We start from the raw sequence: 19760 nt of genomic DNA, 5'->3' as shown, positions 1-19760 counted from the left end.
TCACTGCCGCGAACGCGGTCAGAGTTGAGACTGAATGGCGAAGGCTGAGGCCTGCACACTGATTCGCTGTCGTGCTTGAACGCCGCCCTGCCGTTGCGCGCGACTGAGGGTGACTGCTTTAGATAAGTTATCTACCGCGAGCTGCGGTGACTCCAGGCGATCTGCGAGGCCAACAGCAATGGCAGTCGCGCCGCGATAACATCCGGCCTCGGTGGCAATGATGTCGGCCACGTCACGATTACGATATTCGGCAACATGGGTTGTGAAGAGCTGGTAACTCTCCTGCACGATCTCGTTGAGCACCTGAAGCGACTGCTCGGTGATTGGCTCGTTTGGGCTCAGGTCATTCTTGTGCGCCCCTGCAAACACCGTGGTGACCTTGACGCCCATACCCTCGATCATCTTGGACCGGTCCATGTGGCTGGCAATCACGCCAATGGACCCCACGCCAGAGGTCAGACTGACCACTACGTCTGTACATGCGGCCGCAATCAGGTAGCCACCAGAGTACGCCATGAAGTTGACCAAGCCGGTGATGGGCTTGATCTTGGTTGCTGCGCGAATATCCGCTGCCAGCTCAAAGGCGCCGACTGCGCTGCCACCTGGGCTGTCAATATCGAGCACAATATGTTCGACCATGGGGTCGGCCACCGCTTGATTCAGCGCAGCACGTAACCCTTCGTAGCTGGTCATCGTTTCGCAAGCATTCAGATGGCTGCCGCGACTCACTAGCACCCCGTGCACCGGAATCACCTCAACACCCGTTTGGGCGATCGCCGCACGTCGCTGCTCTTCACGGCGATCTTGCTGCGCCTGGTAATCCTCATCGTCATAAAACAGCTTGGGATTGGCTGCCGCTCCTCCCATGTTCAAATTGACGATATTCAGGCTCATCGTCTGGTTGGCCCAGCGCACAGCCATATCCAGCATATCGGGGGTGGTCAACAGCGGCTGATTGAACAGCAGACTGGCAGCGCGCAGATGTCGTTTCATGCGGCAAGCATCCTCAAGATGTCGTCGCGCTGCTGCTCGAGCTGAGCGCGGACGTCAGGGTTGTTCATGTTGGGTAGGCCATGCGCCACATCAGTCATGTTCAGCGGCTGCAGGTAGCTATCACCGTTGGCCACCGGCGGCATGTTTTCCAGGCGGCGAATGTCATTGATCGACAGCCATCCCCATTGGCGACCGATCGCATATGCGTCGTAGCGGCTCTTCTGGTCGCCTCGCAGCAAGCCGGAAAGGTTGAACTCAATGAAGTACTCCCGCCGCTCGGCCGGCAGTAAAAAGTCGCGCATCATCGCCTGCTCATGCCGCTTGACCCATGGCATCAAGGCAAAGATCACGTACTGAATCAGCAGTTGTTCAAGACTGTTGTAGCTGGCCTTTTCCAGGTCGTTAACCATGTGAGGGGGGATCTTGTAGATCCGCGCCAGATCGAGGCCGGTAGCCTTGAGGATGCCCAGTAGTTCGGCATCAACGTTATTCATCGATACCGGCTTGAAGGTCATACCCTCCTGCAGCATCGCGACCTTCTTGGCGTTGTCGATACCGGAGAACTTGGCCCCCCACTGATCAAGGATGCGATCAATACTGACCTGCTCCTTAATTGGCGGCGCCTCCCGCGGTCGCTCAATTACACCGCTGACGGCGGTACCGTTGGCGAATGATTTTCCCGCGTACTGCCTAACCGCCTGGGCCAAGCCGACCGCATCTGCATGCAGCTCAATGGGCGACAGGCCCGTGTAATGGTTTTTCGTGTGCCAACGCACATGGTGTATCAAGCGCATAGGCAACGGCTCATGTCCGCCAATGCGATACACAGGCCGAAGATCTCCGCCCTTGAGGACCAGCACCTTATCGTTGTGAAGTGGATAAAGCGCTTTCACTGCGCCGTCATCACCCCGCTCAATGTAGCTGTAGCAATTGCCTCTCAAACCCAATGCCAGCTGCCCTGCTTCCCGGTACTCATAGGGTGTCTGCCACGGGTTGGGTTGGTAGCGCAGCACATCGTAAAGCGGGTGACCTGAAGCGACTTCACGCTTGCCATCCCCGAGCCGGCGGTACATCTCAAGCGGTAACTGGCCAATGCTCTCTGCCAACAGCGTGACGCAATTCTGGAGAACCGTGATTGCCAAGGCGGTGTCAGGCGTGACAGTCACCCCTGCTGCCGATCGACCAGAGCCAATCAGGCCGCGCCAGAAGCCGCTACTCCCGTCGGAAACTACACCCTCATTGGCACCGAGCAGATTGCTGAAGAACATGCTCAGCCCCCTTCGGGATTGCGTTTGAATTGAGCGCGGGCGGCAGCCTTGTCAGCCAGCCAGGCCCAGCCAATCAGGCCAAGCCCCGCAATGATAAAAGCAGTGGGCACATGAATCAGAGCGACCCCGCCGACCAGCAGGCCGAAGCCGACCAGACCAGCCAGCCACGCTGCAATTGCGATGATGTTCAAACCCCGACTCCTTCGTCATAGATGGATGTACCACTGCTACCGGATGAGACTGCCCCGCTGATACCGGTCGCCATGATGGCCGCGATAATCCCGTCGATTCGCCCGGTAGCCTTGGCCTTGTCTGCTTTGCGGTTGTTTGCCGGATCAGAAACGATCACCGCGTTACCCGCACACCAGGTCATGACTGGGTTACCGTCATGACGCAAGGACTCCACCGTTTCGACTGGGGGTGCATCATCAAAGAGTTCATCTGATGAATCGCCACCCTCAGGCCTGAGTTCTGCCATCCCAAGCAAACGGCGTTCGAACTCGTCTACCGCTGGCCCCATATCCTTGAAGCCCTGCCCGAATTCAACCAGCGGCGGCAGCGAGATATCGTACTCAGTCATCAATTGACGCATGTCTTCAATACGCCACCGGTCAAAAGCAATCTTGTCCACCTGGAAGAAGTCACAAATGGTCTGCATCCTGCGAAGTACGTGCAGCTTGCTGATGGCTCGACCCGGCGTTGTTTCAAGATCCCGCGACTTGATCCAGGCCGCATAAGGCACCTTGTCCCTCGCTTCACGTTTATCCAGCTCGAAATCGGGAATCCAGAAATACGGAAGCAGCCGCCAGTGCGGATCCTCATAGGTTGGATAAAACAGCAACACGAAGGATGTCAGGTCGGTGGTGCTGGACAGGTCCAGTCCACCCACACACGGGCGATTTCGCAGGACCGACATCGGTACGCGCTCTTCGGCCTGGCTCCAAACATCCCATGAGATCCAGGGCGATTCGGCGCCCGTCCACTCGCAGAAGTTCAGCCGCCTAACCATCGCCTCTTTGCTCGGCATCCCTCGCGCCTCCGTCACCTGTTCACGCAGGTACTTCATGCCTGGTAGGTCGGCGTCCTGCAGTGACGGGTTCGACTTGAACCAGCAGCTTTCATCCTTGATCGGATCATCACCCTCATCCAGCGAACAGATGTAGGCGAAAAAACCGTCGTCGATCAGCGCGCCGGAAGCAACCCTGGCCCCGTACTCGTGATACTCCCAGCACGGTCCGCGCTTGTTTGAGCCGCTGTTGGTGATCATGAAAATCAGTGCCTGTTTACGGCTCTTGGTGCCGGCTCGCATCATCTCCACGACAAGGTTGGTCTTGTGCTCATGCACCTCGTCAATCAGCGCCATGTGCGGCCTGGGGCCAGACTGACCATCGTCGGAGCTGATCGGACGGAAAAACGACCCGGCCTTGAGGTAAGCCAGGTTCCAGATGTTTTGGCCGGTGCCACTGCAGGCCAGGCGCTTCGTCAGCTCCGGCGACTGCTGCACCATGGCAACGGCATCTCGAAACAGGATCATCGCCTGGTCTTTTTTCGTCGCCGCTGCGTAGATTTCGGCCCGTGCCTCATTGTCTGCGACCAAGCCTTTCAGCCCCACTCCGGCGGCTAACGGTGACTTTCCTGAGCCCTTCCCGCTCTCGACGTAAACCACGCGAAAGCGCCGGTAGCCATCATTGGTCTTCCAACCAAAAATGCTGCCGACGATAAATTTCTGCCAAGGCAACAGCTCAAATGGCAGGCCTTCGAACTCACCGCCGTTAAGTTTTAGGACCGTGCGGTAAAACCGAATGGCCTTATTGGCCTCCTCCAGATCCCAAACCAACCCACGCTTATGCCCTTCCTTTAAGTCCTTCAGATGACGGGCGCATGCGTTTCGTATGTCCGGCCCGGCGACTCGCTCACCGGAATGCACTTCACGCGCATACTGGGTAGCAGGATCCTCAACCGAAGAACTCCGCGAACTGGTCTTCTTGGTCGTCATCGGCTTTTATCTGGACTTTAGATCGGGCGGCTGGGGTGAGGCCGAATTCGACCAGGTAACTTTTAAAGCGTCGGTCGGCGTCAGCAAGCATGGCAACAGCCGGGTTCGCTTTAATCACCAACTCACCTTGGGTGCTGGTGGTCTCGTAGGTTCGCCCATTGGCGTCAACAAGTTCGCGCAAAGCGAGAATCTCGGAGTAACAATCACAGAGTCGCTCAAGCGCAAAGCCGTCTGCTTCAGTGAGCACGCCCATGCGATCGAGCAGGACAGTAAGTCGCCCCCAGGCCACTTGACCTTCATCCGTGAGATGAGCCGGAGTGCTGGGGATGCGCTTGGCTGGCAGTGGCTCTTTCTTGTTGATCGGGCGCTTGCCGGGATTCCCCCTGACCAGCTTCAGCTCTGTCGGGGTCGGTCGTCTCCCAGCCATTTTTTGATCCCAAAAAAAATCATTTCATTTCGCGGCTTTGCGCACGAAGGGGGGCGAACGGTCAGGAAAGGTTTCAAGAAAAACATTTTCACCCCCCCTACCCTGGGTCATGGGGCCCCGCAGCGCCCGGAGGCTTTCAGGAGGGCCGATTCCAGTGGTGCCGTGGATCCAGCGGCCTGCCGCTAACGTCGCACCCAACCTCGCGTCCTGACTTCTCCAGGCGTTGCTTGTAGGAACTGTGACAGTTGGTGCACAGCGACTGCCAGTTGGTCCGATCCCAGAACAAGGACATTTCGCCGCGGTGTGGTTTGATGTGGTCGACGACGGTGGCCGGCTTGTTTATGCCTGACTTCTCGCAACGAACGCACAACGGGTTCTTACGCAGCCAGCCTTCGCGGGCCTGCTGCCAGCGATGGCCGTATAGACTCGGCTTTTTGCGTGCATCAGGTAGAGACATGCTTCACCCCTGTGCTTTGCGGGACAGAAACAGATCGGAGTATCCACGCAGCTTCTCCACACCCATGAAGCCGACAGCGCCACCGGCGAATGTAGCCATACCCTGCGGCAGCCCCATCCACTCGAGCAGCGGTACCAAGGCCAGGGTGATTAGGCCGCACAGCGCGCCCTCCAAAAGCATTTGCCGACGGGTACCACCGCCGTATACCACCCGAAGGACGGCGATTGCGACGGACAAGCCGGCGGCATAAAGCTGAGGCTGGTGGGCCAGCACCCAGGCGAGCACAGCGGCCCACAGGCCAGGATCCTTCTCGGGCATGTTTGGCATCTCAATTCCTCCCTTTTCGGGGAGCACAAAAGAAAAAGCCCCGGCTAATGCCGAGGCTCAAAAAGGCGCATACAGTCAACAGCAGCATCTACTTAAGGAGATTGTCTCTATCGAATATCCCAGTACCCTTGTGGGCGAAGGTGGTCACTTCGATTCCTTGACCACGGAAGCCGAGCAACAAAAGCCTCAACGATGCTTCGTCAGTGCCAACGCTAGGTCTAAGCCGACGGAGATTCCTCGCGTACGGAGAGCCGTTTAGAAGTTTTGCCAAAGACCTAGCGCTCTCGCCATTTGCCACCTCGAAGTACCAACAGTCTTCAAAGGGGGAATCAACGAACCATCGCCCATCACGCGCATCAACTTCGTACCGTGGAGGATAGACAACCTTCACGTTAAGCATCTCGGGCAAGGCTTCAACATCTAGAGTTGCAAAGATTTCCGCGTTGGGGAAATGCTCCTCGAGCAACACCGCAATCTCGCCGCCATATGCAAAGTACTCAGAGTTTAACGGGGTTGAGAATTCTAGGTGCCTTTCCGCGCCGCCATGCGCTATCGCGGTGTCCACAATCTCCCCGAAAAGCCTGCTGACTTCCGGCTTGAGCATCCCCATCATTTCCTTATCCACAAGAGTCACTCCTAGCGTAAGAACGACAAGGATGATTCAAAGGCACCAGAAACGCAAAAGCCCGACACAATTGCCGGGCTTTGGGGTCACTCCTCAGCAACGCATAGGAATGACAGGATGAAGAAATAATCGGCCATGCGGCCATTTGATGTCAAGCGGCATTTTCCAGCGACAAGCCTTCGTGGTTCAGAATACCTCCTGCCGCCTCCAAAGCCTCCCCGACCATCTCCTCCAGCACATCTTCGATACCTTTCTTCCAGCGCCGACGGGTCCGCTCTGGTCTCGCATCCGGGTCCCAGCGGTTGATGTCGTAGAACTGGGCAGGCAACACGATGATGTCGCTCGACCGCTTTCCATCGACGCCCTTCATCTTCGGAATCGCCCAGGCCGTCACGGCGCTGGTGATGAACAGCTTCGGCGCATGAGACGCAACCATTGGGATCAGGCGGCTGATCGACTGAACCTTTCGGCCCTTATGCGTGCTGAACCTAGCCACCAACACATCCCAGTGGCGCGGCTTCAGCTGGCTATGCAACCGGGCGAACACCCAGCAATCAGCGTCCATACGGCTGATCTCGCCCCGCTCGAGCGATCTGCTCAAGGTGGCCATGTCGTGGCCGTCTTCGCTGCCGGGCTCGTATAGCTTCTGCCAGGCCTGCTTACTGGTGTTGTCGATCGCTTCTGCAGCCAGGGCAGAGACGACCGCCGCGAGTACGCTGCTGTAGATCATGTCCTTCCCCTCAATCCCCGGTGTAATTCGTTCCGCCGGCACCGCGACGGTTGTTCTGTTGGTACTGCGCAGCCGGCCCCATGAGCGCTGGCTTGTTCAACTGTTCGATCTGTCGCTGAGCGGCCTGCAACCGCAGACTCAACTGGGTAACCAACTCATCAACCGGCAACGCCTCGCCAGTCGCTGCCACCACCCAGCCAGAGGCATTGCACTGCACGCAGGCCATCTCGTGAAACACCCCTTTGATGACTGCCATCCCCCGGCATGCTGGGCACCGATCCAGCTCGATCACGGCCTTCTTGAAGGCGGGTCCGTGAGTTTTATTCACTTCGCCTCCAGCAGCTGCTTATGGAGCAGAGACACTGGCCGGTCCCGGTGCCCGCTGATGGTCAACTGCTCGCCAGTGCGCATCCGAATCTGAAGCAACAGGACGACGCCTTCGTAGCTCTGCACTTGGTCGATGCGCATGGTGCTGATGTCCTGCGGATTCACCGCCAGGCCGCTACCCGGATCGAGCAAAATCATCATTTCGAATCCTCGCCTATGGTTGTTTTGTTGATGGTGCCGCAGCCCTTGTTCTGCGCGGCTTCCAGCGCATTGCGCGAATCTTCGTTTCTACCCTCCTTCAACCCGTGAATGAGGATCAAACCCTTGCCGTCTAAATGGGCGTGCCACTGCTCCAGGGCAATGCGCTTACGCTCCTCGACCGTGGTGTGGATATAGGCCTGCACGTTGTGGCCCATCGCGTGATTGATCAGCATCTCGCCGATCAGGAAGTCGATACCCAGGTCAGCCCAGCCGGTGCGGGCCAACTTGCGCAGGTCATGGCTGGTCCACTCGCCCTTCCCCAGTCGGGCGAACACGGCGCTGGCCTGGCCCTCGCTCATGCCCTTGCCGTTACGGGCCGGGAACAGGTACTGGCCGGTGTAGCCACTGGCGAGCTGGGTGTCTCTGTATTGGGTCAGCAGGACGCACGCCTGGTCGGTCAGCGGCAGCGAATGCTCAACACGCGTCTTGGTGTGCTCAGCCGGGATGTGCCACTTGCGCTCGGCCAGGCTGAAGTGTGGCCATTGAGCCATTCGGGTCTCACCGACGCGGGTACCGTGGCACAGCATCAACAAGGCCAGCATCGCGTCGGCTGGTTCCTCCGCCCATACACCCTCCAGTTGAGCAAGCAGCGGCTCAATCTGCACACCACGCAGCCGTGCAGCCTTCGCCTTGATCTTGGCCTTCGAGAAGTCGCTGAACTTGATCCCGGCCATCGGGTTGCTCGGGATCAGACCCAGCGTGTGTGCCCGACGACAGGCCACCACCAGCAAACCGAAGATCAGTCGGACGAACTCCAGTGACAGGGTGGCCTGCAGCGGCCACATCAGCTGGGCGTCGAGGGTGCCGTGGCGCACGTCGGAAAAGGCCAAGCCGCCTACACGTGGAATCAGGTGGCAAGCAATCGCCGACTTGGCCGTGGCCTTGCGCTTGGCCGACAGGCTGCGATCTCGGCTCATGCGGTCGCTGTACCAGGCCAGCAGTTCCCCCAGCGTGCTCCATGCCGAAACGGCAGCACTGGCCTGGGTGTCGCTCGCCAGACGCTGACGCAGGTCCGGCAGCGCAGCCAGCACGGTCTTGGTCGGCAGGTCAGGATAGGCGCCGATCCGGTTCCAGCGCTTGCGCACCACCAGATACCAGGTACCACGCGGGCGTGCTTCGGTGAACCGGAAATACAAGCCTGGGTGACGAGGATCACGCATTAGCACCGCCGACGGGTCAGCCGCCTGCCGACGAATCTCGGCATCGGAGAACGCGACCGCCATCGTCATGCGGCCACCACGGTCGGCGCCATGCGCAGGTAGGCCCGGATCTGCTCCATCGCATCGAAGTGCCCCCGGCAAACGACTGCCAGGTAGCCCTGCTCGTTCAACCGGCGCAAGCAGGCCGACTGACTGGCCGACACAGGGGCAGGCTCAATAGTTGCCTTGAACTCGATATACAGGCCGAAGTAACCACCGCGCGCCATGGTCAGCACCAGGTCAGGGATACCGGCCTTCACACCCTGCTGCTTCAACTTGGCCGCCACCAGCTTGTGCCGGTGACCACCATTCGGGACGTGGTAGATCAGTTCAAAGACCTGCGGGTAGCGCAGCTCGATCTCCCGCATCAGGGCGGCCTGCTCCAGACCTTCGCGGTCAACGGGCTTGGCGCGGGGCTTCTTCGTGCCGAATAGCGCTGGCTGGGCGGTCTTCATGCGGCAATCACCCCCTCACGGATCAGCAGGGCCTGGGTACGCATTACGCCCTCGGCGTGGTGCTGACGGGCTTCGGCGCGACTGATCAACTGACTGCGCCCGTCACAGGCGTCATGGCAGGCGCTGCAAGCATGCGCACCCTGCAGGTCATTCGGCTTCATACCGACACCGCAGGTACCGGACATGCGGTAATGGGCCAGCACGGTGGTTTCGGGATTGCCGTTACAAACACCAGGAATGCGCACCTGGCACTCCCGGCCGCGCGCGGCTTTGGTCAGCTTGGATTGCTTCATTGGCGGTCGTCTCCGTGAAGATCGATGACAGTGAAAGTGGATGGCCACATACGCAGGCCGTGAGCTCGCGCCGATGCTTCGTCGCGATACAGACCAACAGGCGGCTGGGGTTTATTGGTGAGGTCCAGCAGGTGACCGCAGGCATACAGCGCCCAGCGGTACTCGGTGAGGTCGGGCGCAGCCAGCATCGGATCGGTCATGCGCGTGCACCTCGACCCGCACGCAGCGCCTGCAGCGCGGCACGCCCCACATCGAGAGTGCGTGGCGCGGGCGGTGCAGCAAGCTCGGCAACCGGTACCGGCCCCAGGCTCTCGCCTTTCCAAATCTTCCTGCACTGCACCAGGTAGTGCTTCTCGAAGCAGATCAGCCCGAGCTCACGGGACATCAGCGGCAGACTATGGAAACCGGCGGCAGCAGTTGCGTGGTAAACGGCTGGATGCATCCACTTCGCCGATCCACGCATAGCTGGATGGCAGTTGCGCAGGCCTTGGGCGTAAGCCTTTTCGACGCTGGGCAGGCCCAGGCCTTCCGGCGCGAAGCACCAACTGACGAACACCCCCGGCGCCGGAACGAACGCGGACTTGCTCGCGCTCAGCACGCGCATGCCGTGGTCGATCTGCTCGAGGCGAGTGATCCCGGAACGCATGAACTCGCCAAGCCATTCCAGCTTGGCCGCATCCATCACGGAAGGTGTTGGCCAGGATTGGCGCCAAGCACCACAGGCGCCGCGCAACCGCAGGAACAAATCCTCGATCACCTGCTGGGTTGCTGGGTCAATCGGTACATGGCCTGGCTCAGCCGGTGGCTGGTAGGTCGGATCGGTTTTGCGATTGGCGAGGAGTTGTCGAACATTGGTCGCGGTCACAGGCGCACCCCCTTCTGTGCCCAGTTGGATTTGGTCTCGTCCAGTTCTGCTTCGGCTGCAGCCTTGGCCTTCTCGCTCTTGAGCCACTTGGCCAGGCGGAAGCACCAGCCGCCATTGCTGTCGAACACCTTGGGCCTAGCAACGAAGTAACCCAGGAAGCCCTTCAGCGCCTCTTCGGTGAGCGCTTCGAGGGTGAGGCCGGCTAGGGTCAGTTGGGCGGACACCTTGTCGACCGGTGGATTCCATTCAGCGAACATGGCGAACCGCTGCAGGTCGTCCTGAGACTCCAGCGCCTGGCGATCTTGATCGGCGATCACATCCTGCAACTCGCGCGGCTGCTGCTCTTCGGTTACTTGATGGTTAAGTGACGGATTGGGTGCAATGGCTGCACCCCGTTCTGTCGTAGATTGCACCCCGTTCTGCTGTACGTTGCACCCCGTGTCGTCAGTTGCACCCCGTTCATTACGAGGTGCAGCCACTGCACCCCGCTTGATCTGGAGGTCGTAAACCACAGGGCGGCGGTCGTGACGATCGATGTACACAGCAGCCAGTGCCTGGTTACCTCGAACGATCAAACCCTTCTCTTCCAGTAGATCCAGCTTCGACCGCACAGTGCGCTCAGAGAGGCCCGTGTCTTCGGTCAAGGTCTTGGCCGATGGGAAGGCGCCACGGCCATCGGTACCGGCATAGTTGGCAAGGCACAGCAGCACGTGGCGTGCGCTTGAGTCTTTCCCGAGGTCGCGACGAGAGAGCGCCCAGGTCATAGCTTGAACACTCACAGCGAGGCTCCAATATTCTTTTCGGCCAGCAGAGCAAGGCCTTTCGGGGTGACGAGGGGTTGATACGCAGCGCGATCGGCACCGGTTTCGGCATCCGGCTTCAGGGCGGTGACCTTGTGGACCATCAGACCGGCGCTGATGCGGGGCTGATAGGCGATCCAACGCGTCGATCCGTTGCGATGGAAGATCCAGCGATGCTGCTGAAGCCAGGCGAACAGCTTCGAGGGCGGAACTTGCAGATGCTTGGCCGCATCAGTGATGCAGATCGCCCCACCAGCGCCAGCGAGACGCTGGATCGCAGCAACCTTCGGGGCCTGCTTTTCGATGACCTGCTGGAGTTGCTGGTTCTGCTCAACCTGCTCGGCTGCAAGACGCAGCGCCTCGGCGAAGGTGGTAGGCACCTGAAGGTGCGCGACTACCCGACCCTCCAGTTCTTGCCAGCGATCAACTAGGCGGGAGGTAAACTCTGGTGAAAGCTGCGCAACAATGACGTAGCTGTCACGCTCACCCACCTTGTAAATTCGAGTGGCGCGAGGCCGGTTCATCTTGTCTTTAGACCATTCATCCTCAGCCTGAGGATGGACCAGGCGCTTGGCCGCAAGATCTTCGATCGTGCGTTTGACGTTGTCATGCCTCTTCCCGAGCAGCTCGGCAATCTCAATGGATGACATGACCTGACGCGACAGATTCGCGGTGATGCCAGAACCTGACGCGACAGTGGCGGTATTGCCTGTATCGATTGCAGTGTGCATAATCGACTCCACAATGTTGTTGAAGAAGCCGGTCTAGCCACCGGCTTTTTTGTGCCTGCGATTCAGGCGATTGATTTCAGTGCCGGCCGAGCATTCGCCAGAAGCTCCTCAGCCCTACGGCCTAACTCCCCTGCCCTTGCTTCAACTTGGCGGCATTGCTTTGCGAACGCCGGCAGGTGAGGCAGGTCCTCCTCGCACATCACTTGGTCATCAAAGACTTCACTGCCGGTATCGATCACATCGCCCAGCGCACGAACTAGTGCGCCGAAGCTTTTGTTAGCGCACTGCTGGCTTTCCATTTGGCGAGCACCGATCAGGCCGTGCCGGCTAGCGAGTTCATTCACACAGTGGTCGCGAAACTCTGGCTCTAGCGCGCTCACCCATGCCTCTTCCAGCCAGGACGGCAGGTCCTGATCACCGGAGAGCCAGCGCTGAACGCGCTTAAGCCAGCGGCCGGTTGCCTTCACAAACTCAGTGACGTCGCCGCCGATTTCGGTAGAGCTGAAATCCGGGACGTCCTTTGCGCTTGCCTTGCCCGGACAGGATCGGTGCAGCTCGCGACTCAAGGCCTGAGCAAAGTCGTCCTGGCTTAGGCTGGTGCGCGCAATCTGGTTCTGGGCGTGAGCAACCAACACCTGATCGCGGGTTTGAATCGAGTGTCTGAAGCTGGACGTATCCATGTGGTTCTCTCGCTCGTAATCTGGGCTCATAGAAATCTGCTTACTGATCAAGGCCGCATCCATGACCGACTTTTCTCGTCCCTCAATAGAGACCCTGTTCATTCGTTGCGGGCGGTCCCTAATTAGGGGAGGCCGTTACCTCTTCAGGGGAAACGGGACGACGTTGCTGCTGGGCTTTTTGCTAGGGATGGAGTCCATCAGTCGCATGAGCGCCACTACCACCTCTTCGGAGGTCATGCCCTTCTCCGCCCCCCACTGCGCCAACTCTGCTTGGTCGCTCCTGCTAAGACTTTTCACCACGCTTTCCACTACGTCAGGCATAACGCCTCCTTGGCCTGATCAGGCGCGTTTCTCCAAACCGAATGGCAGCTCGCCGTGCTCTCGCCTGAACCTCAGGGCGGCTTCGACGATTTCGCGAGCCAGTACGCTGTGTTGACGCTTGACCTCACAGGCGACGTCTTTCAGTTCTTGAAAGACCTCGTCATCGAAGCGCGACTTCACCTGGTGCTCATGCCGGTGCGTCTTGTCGTCGTAGGCCATGGTGGTATCCGTATCCGGAGGGGAAGGATTGGGCTAGGCGGCAGATTTTTTGGACTGCACTTGGCACGGAAACGGCCTGATTTCTTCAGCGCTGTATGTGCCATCTATGTGCTTGGTTACGTAGATATCGCGACCAACCCGCAGGGCTTTGTTCAAAGAGCTCTGGGTCATACCTAAAAGGGCTGCTGCTTTGGTCTGCCCATACTGGCGAGCAAACTCATGAAGAGTTGTACGGCTCATGTCGCCGATCTCCTTTGCTAAACACGACACAAGTATCGCCGCCGGAGATTCTTTTATCAACCCCGGCGGCGATTGAATAAATATCGCCGCAAGGAATAATCGGCGTATGAAAAAACGCGAACTTGAAGAGTGGGAAAAGGCCGAGTGCTTAGCGCTAAAAGCGGCAGTGGACGCCTTCAACGAAGGTAAACCTCGTCGCGATAGCCTCACTCAAGGAAAAATTGCAGATGCGCTTGGGATCAACCAAGGGTCTGTCAGCGCCTACTTGAACGGCTATAACGCCCTGAATGCCAAGGTTGCCAGTGTCATTGCGGGACTGATTTCGAGGCCCGTGGATTCTTTCAGCCCTCGCTTAGCTAAAGAAATCGCCCAGATGGCTCGCTCTAGTTTGGAGGCTAACGTTGAGCCAGGTCCTCCAATCACATCACCTACACGAAGGATCGCAATCGTGGGTACCGCGCAACTTGGCACCGACGGTTACTGGGTTGGGCTAGATAATTCCGCCGGCTGGGTCGAGACCTGGTCAAGGGACGAAGATGCTTACGCTCTGCGCCTGAAGGGCGACTCTATGGCACCCGCAATTCGTAGCGGCTGGGTGGCGGTCTGCGAGCCGAATCACCGCCTTGTGCCTGGCGAATACGTCATGGTTACGACCACTGACGGTCAGAGCATGGTGAAAGAGTTGCTGTTTGAAAGCGAAGACGGCGTAAGTCTAATGTCAGTGAATGCAGCCTATGGTGAGCGCAGGACCGTTGCCTGGGACGACATCGAGACCATCCATTACGTCGGCACCATCCTGGCCCCAAGCAAAGTTCTTGGCCGCCTCTGAGCAAGGAAAGCCTCATGAGCCCCACCAAACCCGACCAAGAGCTCCACGCAGAACTTGAAGGATCCGCATCCATCATGGAGTGGGCGGCGCTTGAGCTGATAGAGATAGCCAAGCGCATCAACAATGCGGGGCTGCCCGACGAGGCTATGGAACTGATGGGGATCAGCAAGGAACTCCGGATTGAGCAAGAAGTGCTCTACTCCTGCGCTGATGACGTTCTGGATGGACTGATCTGCAGGAAAGAACTATGACCACGAAGCCCAATCAAGAACTACGCCGCGACCTGAGAGATGCTGCGGCTGTCCTCAAGTGGTCCGGTGTCGACCTCTTCACTTTCGCCAAAAAGCTACTCGCAGCGGGAGACGAAGATGGGGCGAACGAGCTGATGAAAATCGCTCTGGCCTTTCAGGAGATTGAGGACAGGCTGGAGGGGTATGCGGAAGAGGTGAAGGCTGGCCGAGTAACGAGGACAAAGGAATGACTCTGGATAAATCGAGCCAAGAACTACGCCGCAACCTCCAAGGCCTTGCATCTGACCTGAAGTGGTCAGCGGTTGAGCTGCTACGAATCGCTGAGCGCCTAAGCTTGGCCGGGAATGATGCTGATGCCCAAGCCGTGCTGAGGATGTGCCGCATCTTTCAGGATGGTGAGGAAAGGCTTACTGGATATGCAGAGGAAGCGCACCTGGGGCTGATTGTTCGTACGAAGACACCTGTCTCCGTGCCGGAATGAGGATCTTTCAGGTGATGATAGCTAGGGAGGATCGATTGGCGGAGTATACTAAGCAGGCGTAAAATTGATTTGATAGCAAAGCAAAGTTTAGATTGTTGAATGACAACACCTAAATTTAGTTTCCGGTGTTGTTGGTAAATCTACAAATATGAAAAATGCAGGGAAGCTGAAATTGGGCGCAAACAAAGGCGATAACAGCACCACATACTTGAGTAAAATAAATATCGTCCGATTCCGAGGATTATCTGACCTTACAGTACCCTTAGGAAAGCGGATAACCTTATTATGCGGGAAAAACGGGACATCGAAATCGTCCATTCTTGGCATAGCCGCACAAGTATTCAGCTTCGAAAAAGATTACACGAAAGATACACCACTAGAATTCCGAACGCTAACCGGAACAAAGTTTGAGTCTCGAGTTTCTGAGCATTTTCGATTGTCGAAAAAATTCGACCAGCCAGACTCCATGAATACATCGGTCTCGATTCATGATGGCTATACAGCTGAAGATGTTGACCTTACCCTAAAGCTCTATGATTCAAAGGACAGAAACAAGCCGCGACCTATCGTTCGAGGTAACACCCTAGCAGACGGCGAAAATACCAGCCGAAACGCTACGCACCCGGTGATATACCTCAGTTTAAAAAGGCTTACACCCATATCTCAACGCGCTAAATACTCTGAACATGACATTGATTTCCTCTCGAAAAATAAACGCGAGTTTGTATCTCTCAGCAATAAACTTTTAAGTAAAAGGTCCGCAACTTCTGTTACCGCGACCACTGGCACGATTAAATCTGCTGCTGCACACGGCACGAATTACGATCATGACTCAGTATCAGCAGGAGAAGATAACGCAGGACAAATATTACTAGCTCTATTTTCGTTCCGTAAGCTTGCAGAAGAATACCCGGATTATAAAGGCGGATTACTGTTGATTGACGAGGCTGACGCAGGTCTCTTCCCTGCTGCACAGCGTCAACTCATCAAGATACTGACAGACGAATGTAAAAAACTGAACCTGCAAGTCATAATGACCTCTCACTCTCCAACGATGATTGAGGACATTCAAAAACTCTCTGCAGCAGACGAAAAAAATTATCAAAATATTTATTTAAGCGACACTTTTGGCCCCATAAGAATCCAGGAAAACGTGACCTGGCCTCAAATATTTGCTGATTTACATGTACAAACAATTCCAGTAGACACCAACTTACTTCCGCAAATTAATATTTATTTCGAAGACAAAGAAGCTTTCGATTTCTACTCTGCAATAATAACTGATAGAACAATTAAAAAAGTAACCAACCCCCTTAAAGACGTAGCATTAGGCTGCACAGAATACATAAAACTCGTCAAGAGGAAAATCCCCGAGTTTTCCACTCGAAGTCTGATTGTATTAGATGGCGATGTAGAAGGCGTAAAAGGAATGGACAGTATTTTGAAGCTACCGGGGAGACTGCCGCCAGACCAGTTAATTTTTGAATTCCTGTTCAACCTACCTCCGAATGACTCGTATTGGAAAAACAATATTGGCTTTACCAAGCCTGTCTTTATGACTCTTTGCGAAAAAATTTCTGAGACCCTTCAGATCGATCCTGCTAATACCGAGATAGACCTGTTCGCACTTATTGAAAGCCATAAAGCTAGATCTACGCCACAAGACCAGAGATTGAGAAGTCATTTCAAAAACTTTGCGAATGACACTACATTTTTGAGCATGGTTAACGGCGGCGCAGCAAAAAATCCATACAGAGCGTGGGTAAAACACAATACTGAGGCGGTCGAGGATTTCCGCTCACGTGTGCGGTCAAGCCTTCAAAACACGATGAGCGGCGGACACGGAGTGGATCCCGCAATGCTGAGGGCCCTTGATCCTCCGGTCGAAGCAAAAAAAGCATGATACACAACGCCAACCGGAGGCTGGCCAAGTATACTGCGCGCCGTTAAACTGAGGTCTGAAAGCCTCAAAGGAAGAGACCAGATGTATTCCAACAAGCTATACAGTCCGTTACGCTACCCTGGTGGCAAGGCGCGTTTTGCGCCGTTCATCGCCGAGGTGATGCGAGCCAATGGCTTGGATGGCGGTCATTACCTTGAGCCGTTTGCTGGCGGTGCAGGTGTAGCGCTTGAGCTTCTGTTCGATGGCCATGCAAGCCACATCCACATCAACGACCTAGACCCTGCGGTGCATGCTTTTTGGTCCGCTGCGACGTCGGATCCTGAGGGCTTGTTAAGGCTCCTCTATGACACTCCTATCACAATGGATGAATGGTATCGCCTACGCCAAGTGATGCTTGCACAAGATCCAGATCTGTCCATTACTGAGAAGGGATTCGCCACCCTGTTCATCAATCGGACCAACCGCTCTGGAATCCTCAAAGGGGGCGTTATCGGAGGTAAGGCTCAAACTGGTACCTACAAGCTCGATGCTCGATTCAATAAAGAAATGATCGCGGCGAGGCTTGAGCGCATCGGCCTGCATACAAACAGCATCACGGTCCACCAAGAGGATGCGTATAGCCTCTTGAGCAAGGTGTCGGAGTTGCTCCCAGACCGCTCGTTGATCTACTTAGATCCTCCCTACTATGTGAAGGGCCGCGATCTATATCGAAACTTCTACAAGCACGACGACCATCTCCAAATCGCTCAACTGCTCCAGTTATCGGAATTCAACAGGCAATGGGTAGTGTCCTACGACAATGCTCCCCAAATCTGCGAAATGTACAGTAAGACCGAAGCCCTAAAATATGGCCTTCACTACACTGCCCAGGCCAGGTACGTCGGCGACGAAGTGATGTTCTTCAAGAATAGCCTCCAGATTCCTGATGCCGAGATTCCAAAGGCCACCACTGTAGCTTGAAGCTCGAAAGGCAGGGCCCACTGTCTGCCTCTGTGGGCTTTTTCATTCCTGTCATCCGCTCGTAACACCGTCAGAACACGATGAGCTCAGCCAAATGGATTTGGCCCCGTCTACAGAGAGCCTGGCCAAGCGCCGGGCTTTTTTGTGACTGCTACGCTTTCCTTCACAACGGAGGAACCGCCATGCCAAACGATCCAACTCCCGCCCTTCTCTACCGCCTCAACCAGAACATCATGGCTCTCGGCAGCGCCGTGGAAGAAATAAGCATCTGGATCGATCAGCGCGGCTCTACGGAAACGTATGAACGAGTCAGTGAGCATCTTGAGGTACTGGCAGACAATGCTGACACCATTACTGAGCTGATGGCTGACCTGATTGCCAGGTGGAAGCCAGAGGAAGAGGCTGATCCGGAGGACTGAGCAAAGCGCTCACACCAAATTAGGCGTGGTGCTCCAAGTACTCACTCAGCGCCTTACGGGTCAGATCGTTCAGAGAGCAGCATGGCGCTCATCAGATCAGACTCTCCTGACTTACTTGCCGCTAGGGGTGCGCCGGCTGCGCGTGCAGCTTCAGACCAAGCGCCTTGACCACCTTGAGGATTGTGCCGAACTCTGGGTTTCCCTCGCCAGAAAGGGCGCGGTATAGACTTTCCCGAGACAATCCCGCGTCACGCGCCACCTGGGTCATGCCTCGAGCGCGAGCAATAGTGCCGAGCGCCTTGGCAATGAAGGCTGGATCGTCGCCCGCCTCTTCCAGACAAGCATCCAGGTAGTTGGCGATATCCTCTTCTGTCTTGAGGTATTCGGCAGAATCCCAGCGGGAGAATTGTTCGCTCATAGATTTTGCTCCTTCCAGGCCTTTGCGACCTGCTTAGCCTGTTTGATGTCACGGGGCTGGCTGCTTTTGTCGCCGCCACATAGCAGGATGATCAGTTGCCGACCTTGCTGCATGAAATACACCCGGTAGCCTGGGCCGTAGTCGATGCGCGCCTCACTCAGGCCGTCACCAATGGGCTTGGCGTCTCCGAGGTTGCCATCGGCCAAGCGATCTATGCGGGTGATGATGCGCATCTTGGCGCGACTATCCGAAAGGCCGGAGAGCCAAGTAGAGAACGTTTCGCTTCGGATGATCTCGGTCATGTCGAGAGTGTAGCCCTTGAGCTACAGACGAACAAGCGATCATGCCCTATCTGAGTTCATGACTGATAGGCCGGCACAAAGAGTACAAATGTACTCTTTACGTATTGCCATTCATCTCCAGATAAAATACTGTTCATTCATACAGTAATGGAGTGCTCTTCATGGCCAAACCCAAGCCCGCGTCGAAACCTCAGACACCCGCCCTGCCCAGCTCTTACGAGATGCTCGGCATGAGGATCCAAAAGATCATCAACAGCACCGGTGCCCAGACATCGAAGTCAGCATTGCTGGAGCGACGGCCCGGCGACCTGCCTGAGGACTGGGATAGGCTGATCGACGAGATCTCCGAAAACGACAACGTGACCCTGGCACATCGTGACGATGGCAATGTGCAGATCTTCTGGACTGTGCCCAAGGAAGACTGATTTATCGAATCCCTCTTTGCCCGCCTAGTGCGGGCTTTTTTATAAGCGCAACAAAATATATCGCCGCCGGAGTTGACTTAACTTATCTCCGGCGGCAATACTATTTTCATCGCAACCCAGTCCCCACATCGGGACCGGCAGCGACAGGACCTCAAGAGGACCGACCGCTCTTTAACAACCAAATCGCAGAAAGGCTGCCAGCCAGCGAAAAGACTGACGCACCGGGCGTGGGCGACTCCCACCCTGCTGCGCCGTATCTGAGTAGTGATGGCAGCCCAAACCGTAAACGTATGGAAAGAAATGCGCCCAGCCAACCGTGGCGAGTAACGGAGGCCAGGAATACCAGTATCAGAATTAGCGCCCCGAGCTTCGGCACTGAGGGGCGCCGGACCTCATGCACCCTGCCCAACTCAACCGGGCACACAGAGCTGCAGCGTGCATGTTGTAAGGACCTGCGATCCATGGCGAACAGATGCTGATTGACGCCATGGGGAGGAAGCTCGACGCCCACGCCACAAGGACGCCGGACCTGCAATCAGTAGTGGGGCAAGGCAAACA

At 56.6% G+C, this 19760-nt stretch carries 32 protein-coding genes; 8 read left to right on the top strand and 24 right to left on the bottom strand.

Going from position 1 to position 19760, the window contains the following annotated elements; all coding sequences use genetic code 11:
• Window positions 1–18 precede the first annotated feature (18 nt).
• The 22 genes from IE038_RS04195 to IE038_RS04090 form a co-directional block, all read right to left on the bottom strand.
• On the bottom strand, window positions 19–993 hold the full coding sequence (locus IE038_RS04195) for a S49 family peptidase (RefSeq protein WP_189395193.1): 975 nt from the start codon (window positions 991–993) through the stop codon (window positions 19–21).
• The gene (locus tag IE038_RS04190) at window positions 990–2261 is read right to left on the bottom strand and encodes a phage portal protein (protein WP_163934638.1); all 1272 of its coding nucleotides are present in this window, start codon (window positions 2259–2261) and stop codon (window positions 990–992) included. The genes IE038_RS04195 and IE038_RS04190 overlap by 4 nt, the downstream gene beginning before the upstream one ends.
• Before the next feature lie 2 nt (window positions 2262–2263).
• Entirely contained in the window at window positions 2264–2452 is a 189-nt protein-coding gene (locus tag IE038_RS04185; protein WP_102053542.1) for a hypothetical protein, read from the bottom strand.
• On the bottom strand, window positions 2449–4257 hold the full coding sequence (locus IE038_RS04180) for a terminase large subunit (RefSeq protein WP_163934640.1): 1809 nt from the start codon (window positions 4255–4257) through the stop codon (window positions 2449–2451). The genes IE038_RS04185 and IE038_RS04180 overlap by 4 nt, the downstream gene beginning before the upstream one ends.
• Window positions 4217–4684 carry a phage terminase small subunit P27 family gene (locus IE038_RS04175; protein WP_099774397.1) on the bottom strand — a complete coding sequence of 156 codons (468 nt, stop codon included), beginning with the start codon at window positions 4682–4684 and terminating at the stop codon, window positions 4217–4219. Before IE038_RS04175 ends, IE038_RS04180 begins: the two co-directional genes overlap by 41 nt.
• Before the next feature lie 136 nt (window positions 4685–4820).
• Window positions 4821–5141: an HNH endonuclease gene (locus IE038_RS04170; RefSeq protein ID WP_163934643.1), complete on the bottom strand. Its 321-nt coding sequence runs from the start codon at window positions 5139–5141 to the stop codon at window positions 4821–4823.
• A gap of 3 nt (window positions 5142–5144) precedes the next feature.
• Complete coding sequence (locus IE038_RS04165) at window positions 5145–5468, bottom strand: phage holin, lambda family (RefSeq protein ID WP_163934646.1); 324 nt, start codon at window positions 5466–5468, stop codon at window positions 5145–5147.
• A gap of 88 nt (window positions 5469–5556) precedes the next feature.
• Window positions 5557–6093: a hypothetical protein gene (locus IE038_RS04160; RefSeq protein ID WP_163934649.1), complete on the bottom strand. Its 537-nt coding sequence runs from the start codon at window positions 6091–6093 to the stop codon at window positions 5557–5559.
• 151 nt (window positions 6094–6244) lie between these two features.
• Window positions 6245–6823, bottom strand: coding sequence for a hypothetical protein (locus tag IE038_RS04155; protein ID WP_163934652.1), 579 nt, complete (start codon window positions 6821–6823; stop codon window positions 6245–6247).
• 10 nt (window positions 6824–6833) lie between these two features.
• On the bottom strand, window positions 6834–7151 hold the full coding sequence (locus IE038_RS04150) for a hypothetical protein (RefSeq protein ID WP_189395192.1): 318 nt from the start codon (window positions 7149–7151) through the stop codon (window positions 6834–6836).
• The gene (locus tag IE038_RS04145; protein ID WP_163934658.1) at window positions 7148–7351 is read right to left on the bottom strand and encodes a hypothetical protein; all 204 of its coding nucleotides are present in this window, start codon (window positions 7349–7351) and stop codon (window positions 7148–7150) included. Before IE038_RS04145 ends, IE038_RS04150 begins: the two co-directional genes overlap by 4 nt.
• Entirely contained in the window at window positions 7348–8640 is a 1293-nt protein-coding gene (locus tag IE038_RS04140; RefSeq protein WP_163934661.1) for a tyrosine-type recombinase/integrase, read from the bottom strand. Before IE038_RS04140 ends, IE038_RS04145 begins: the two co-directional genes overlap by 4 nt.
• Complete coding sequence (locus IE038_RS04135; protein ID WP_163934664.1) at window positions 8637–9065, bottom strand: VRR-NUC domain-containing protein; 429 nt, start codon at window positions 9063–9065, stop codon at window positions 8637–8639. Before IE038_RS04135 ends, IE038_RS04140 begins: the two co-directional genes overlap by 4 nt.
• A complete protein-coding gene (locus IE038_RS04130; RefSeq protein WP_163934668.1) occupies window positions 9062–9358 on the bottom strand; it encodes a DUF1364 domain-containing protein in 297 nt (98 codons plus the stop codon). Before IE038_RS04130 ends, IE038_RS04135 begins: the two co-directional genes overlap by 4 nt.
• A complete protein-coding gene (locus IE038_RS04125) occupies window positions 9355–9558 on the bottom strand; it encodes a hypothetical protein (protein ID WP_229775617.1) in 204 nt (67 codons plus the stop codon). The genes IE038_RS04130 and IE038_RS04125 overlap by 4 nt, the downstream gene beginning before the upstream one ends.
• Window positions 9555–10223, bottom strand: a complete 669-nt coding sequence (locus IE038_RS04120) for a replication protein P (RefSeq protein WP_189395191.1) — start codon at window positions 10221–10223, stop codon at window positions 9555–9557. The genes IE038_RS04125 and IE038_RS04120 overlap by 4 nt, the downstream gene beginning before the upstream one ends.
• Entirely contained in the window at window positions 10220–10987 is a 768-nt protein-coding gene (locus IE038_RS04115; protein WP_163934674.1) for a helix-turn-helix domain-containing protein, read from the bottom strand. The genes IE038_RS04120 and IE038_RS04115 overlap by 4 nt, the downstream gene beginning before the upstream one ends.
• An 11-nt stretch (window positions 10988–10998) precedes the next feature.
• Window positions 10999–11754, bottom strand: a complete 756-nt coding sequence (locus IE038_RS04110) for a phage antirepressor KilAC domain-containing protein (RefSeq protein WP_368855848.1) — start codon at window positions 11752–11754, stop codon at window positions 10999–11001.
• Between the two features lie 62 nt (window positions 11755–11816).
• Complete coding sequence (locus IE038_RS04105; protein WP_163937107.1) at window positions 11817–12434, bottom strand: DUF8585 domain-containing protein; 618 nt, start codon at window positions 12432–12434, stop codon at window positions 11817–11819.
• A gap of 135 nt (window positions 12435–12569) precedes the next feature.
• Window positions 12570–12755: a hypothetical protein gene (locus IE038_RS04100; protein WP_189395190.1), complete on the bottom strand. Its 186-nt coding sequence runs from the start codon at window positions 12753–12755 to the stop codon at window positions 12570–12572.
• 18 nt (window positions 12756–12773) lie between these two features.
• Complete coding sequence (locus IE038_RS04095) at window positions 12774–12974, bottom strand: hypothetical protein (RefSeq protein WP_189395189.1); 201 nt, start codon at window positions 12972–12974, stop codon at window positions 12774–12776.
• A 33-nt stretch (window positions 12975–13007) separates the two neighbouring features.
• Window positions 13008–13214 (bottom strand): Cro/CI family transcriptional regulator, encoded by a 207-nt coding sequence (locus IE038_RS04090; RefSeq protein ID WP_189395188.1) that lies wholly within the window; start codon window positions 13212–13214, stop codon window positions 13008–13010.
• A gap of 106 nt (window positions 13215–13320) precedes the next feature.
• Here IE038_RS04090 and IE038_RS04085 point away from each other — a divergent pair, with 106 nt between their 5' ends.
• The 7 genes from IE038_RS04085 to IE038_RS04055 all read left to right on the top strand — a co-directional run bounded on the left by IE038_RS04085 (window position 13321) and on the right by IE038_RS04055 (window position 18057).
• Window positions 13321–14043, top strand: a complete 723-nt coding sequence (locus tag IE038_RS04085; protein ID WP_163937102.1) for a S24 family peptidase — start codon at window positions 13321–13323, stop codon at window positions 14041–14043.
• A gap of 14 nt (window positions 14044–14057) precedes the next feature.
• Window positions 14058–14294: a hypothetical protein gene (locus tag IE038_RS04080; protein WP_189395187.1), complete on the top strand. Its 237-nt coding sequence runs from the start codon at window positions 14058–14060 to the stop codon at window positions 14292–14294.
• The gene (locus IE038_RS04075) at window positions 14291–14524 is read left to right on the top strand and encodes a hypothetical protein (RefSeq protein ID WP_163937096.1); all 234 of its coding nucleotides are present in this window, start codon (window positions 14291–14293) and stop codon (window positions 14522–14524) included. Before IE038_RS04080 ends, IE038_RS04075 begins: the two co-directional genes overlap by 4 nt.
• Window positions 14521–14775 (top strand): hypothetical protein, encoded by a 255-nt coding sequence (locus tag IE038_RS04070; protein WP_189395186.1) that lies wholly within the window; start codon window positions 14521–14523, stop codon window positions 14773–14775. Before IE038_RS04075 ends, IE038_RS04070 begins: the two co-directional genes overlap by 4 nt.
• Window positions 14776–14947: 172 nt before the next feature.
• Entirely contained in the window at window positions 14948–16678 is a 1731-nt protein-coding gene (locus IE038_RS04065; RefSeq protein ID WP_229775616.1) for an ATP-dependent nuclease, read from the top strand.
• A gap of 81 nt (window positions 16679–16759) precedes the next feature.
• Window positions 16760–17638 carry a DNA adenine methylase gene (locus tag IE038_RS04060; protein ID WP_163938904.1) on the top strand — a complete coding sequence of 293 codons (879 nt, stop codon included), beginning with the start codon at window positions 16760–16762 and terminating at the stop codon, window positions 17636–17638.
• Window positions 17639–17820: 182 nt separating this feature from the next.
• Window positions 17821–18057: a hypothetical protein gene (locus IE038_RS04055; RefSeq protein WP_163938906.1), complete on the top strand. Its 237-nt coding sequence runs from the start codon at window positions 17821–17823 to the stop codon at window positions 18055–18057.
• Window positions 18058–18178: 121 nt separating this feature from the next.
• Here IE038_RS04055 and IE038_RS04050 read toward each other — a convergent pair whose 3' ends face one another.
• Window positions 18179–18475 carry an addiction module antidote protein gene (locus IE038_RS04050; protein ID WP_102051640.1) on the bottom strand — a complete coding sequence of 99 codons (297 nt, stop codon included), beginning with the start codon at window positions 18473–18475 and terminating at the stop codon, window positions 18179–18181.
• Window positions 18472–18777: a type II toxin-antitoxin system RelE/ParE family toxin gene (locus IE038_RS04045; RefSeq protein WP_102051639.1), complete on the bottom strand. Its 306-nt coding sequence runs from the start codon at window positions 18775–18777 to the stop codon at window positions 18472–18474. Before IE038_RS04045 ends, IE038_RS04050 begins: the two co-directional genes overlap by 4 nt.
• A 161-nt stretch (window positions 18778–18938) precedes the next feature.
• On the opposite strand from IE038_RS04045, the gene IE038_RS04040 reads away from it, so the two are divergent.
• Window positions 18939–19202 carry a DUF1654 domain-containing protein gene (locus tag IE038_RS04040; RefSeq protein ID WP_102051638.1) on the top strand — a complete coding sequence of 88 codons (264 nt, stop codon included), beginning with the start codon at window positions 18939–18941 and terminating at the stop codon, window positions 19200–19202.
• Window positions 19203–19760 lie beyond the last annotated feature (558 nt).

The sequence above is a fragment of the Pseudomonas laurentiana genome (genome assembly GCF_014648275.1).
In the GTDB taxonomy this organism is placed as follows: domain Bacteria; phylum Pseudomonadota; class Gammaproteobacteria; order Pseudomonadales; family Pseudomonadaceae; genus Aquipseudomonas; species Aquipseudomonas laurentiana.
Note: the sequence above shows the minus strand (reverse complement) of the source record. Positions and strands in the feature narration are given on the sequence as shown.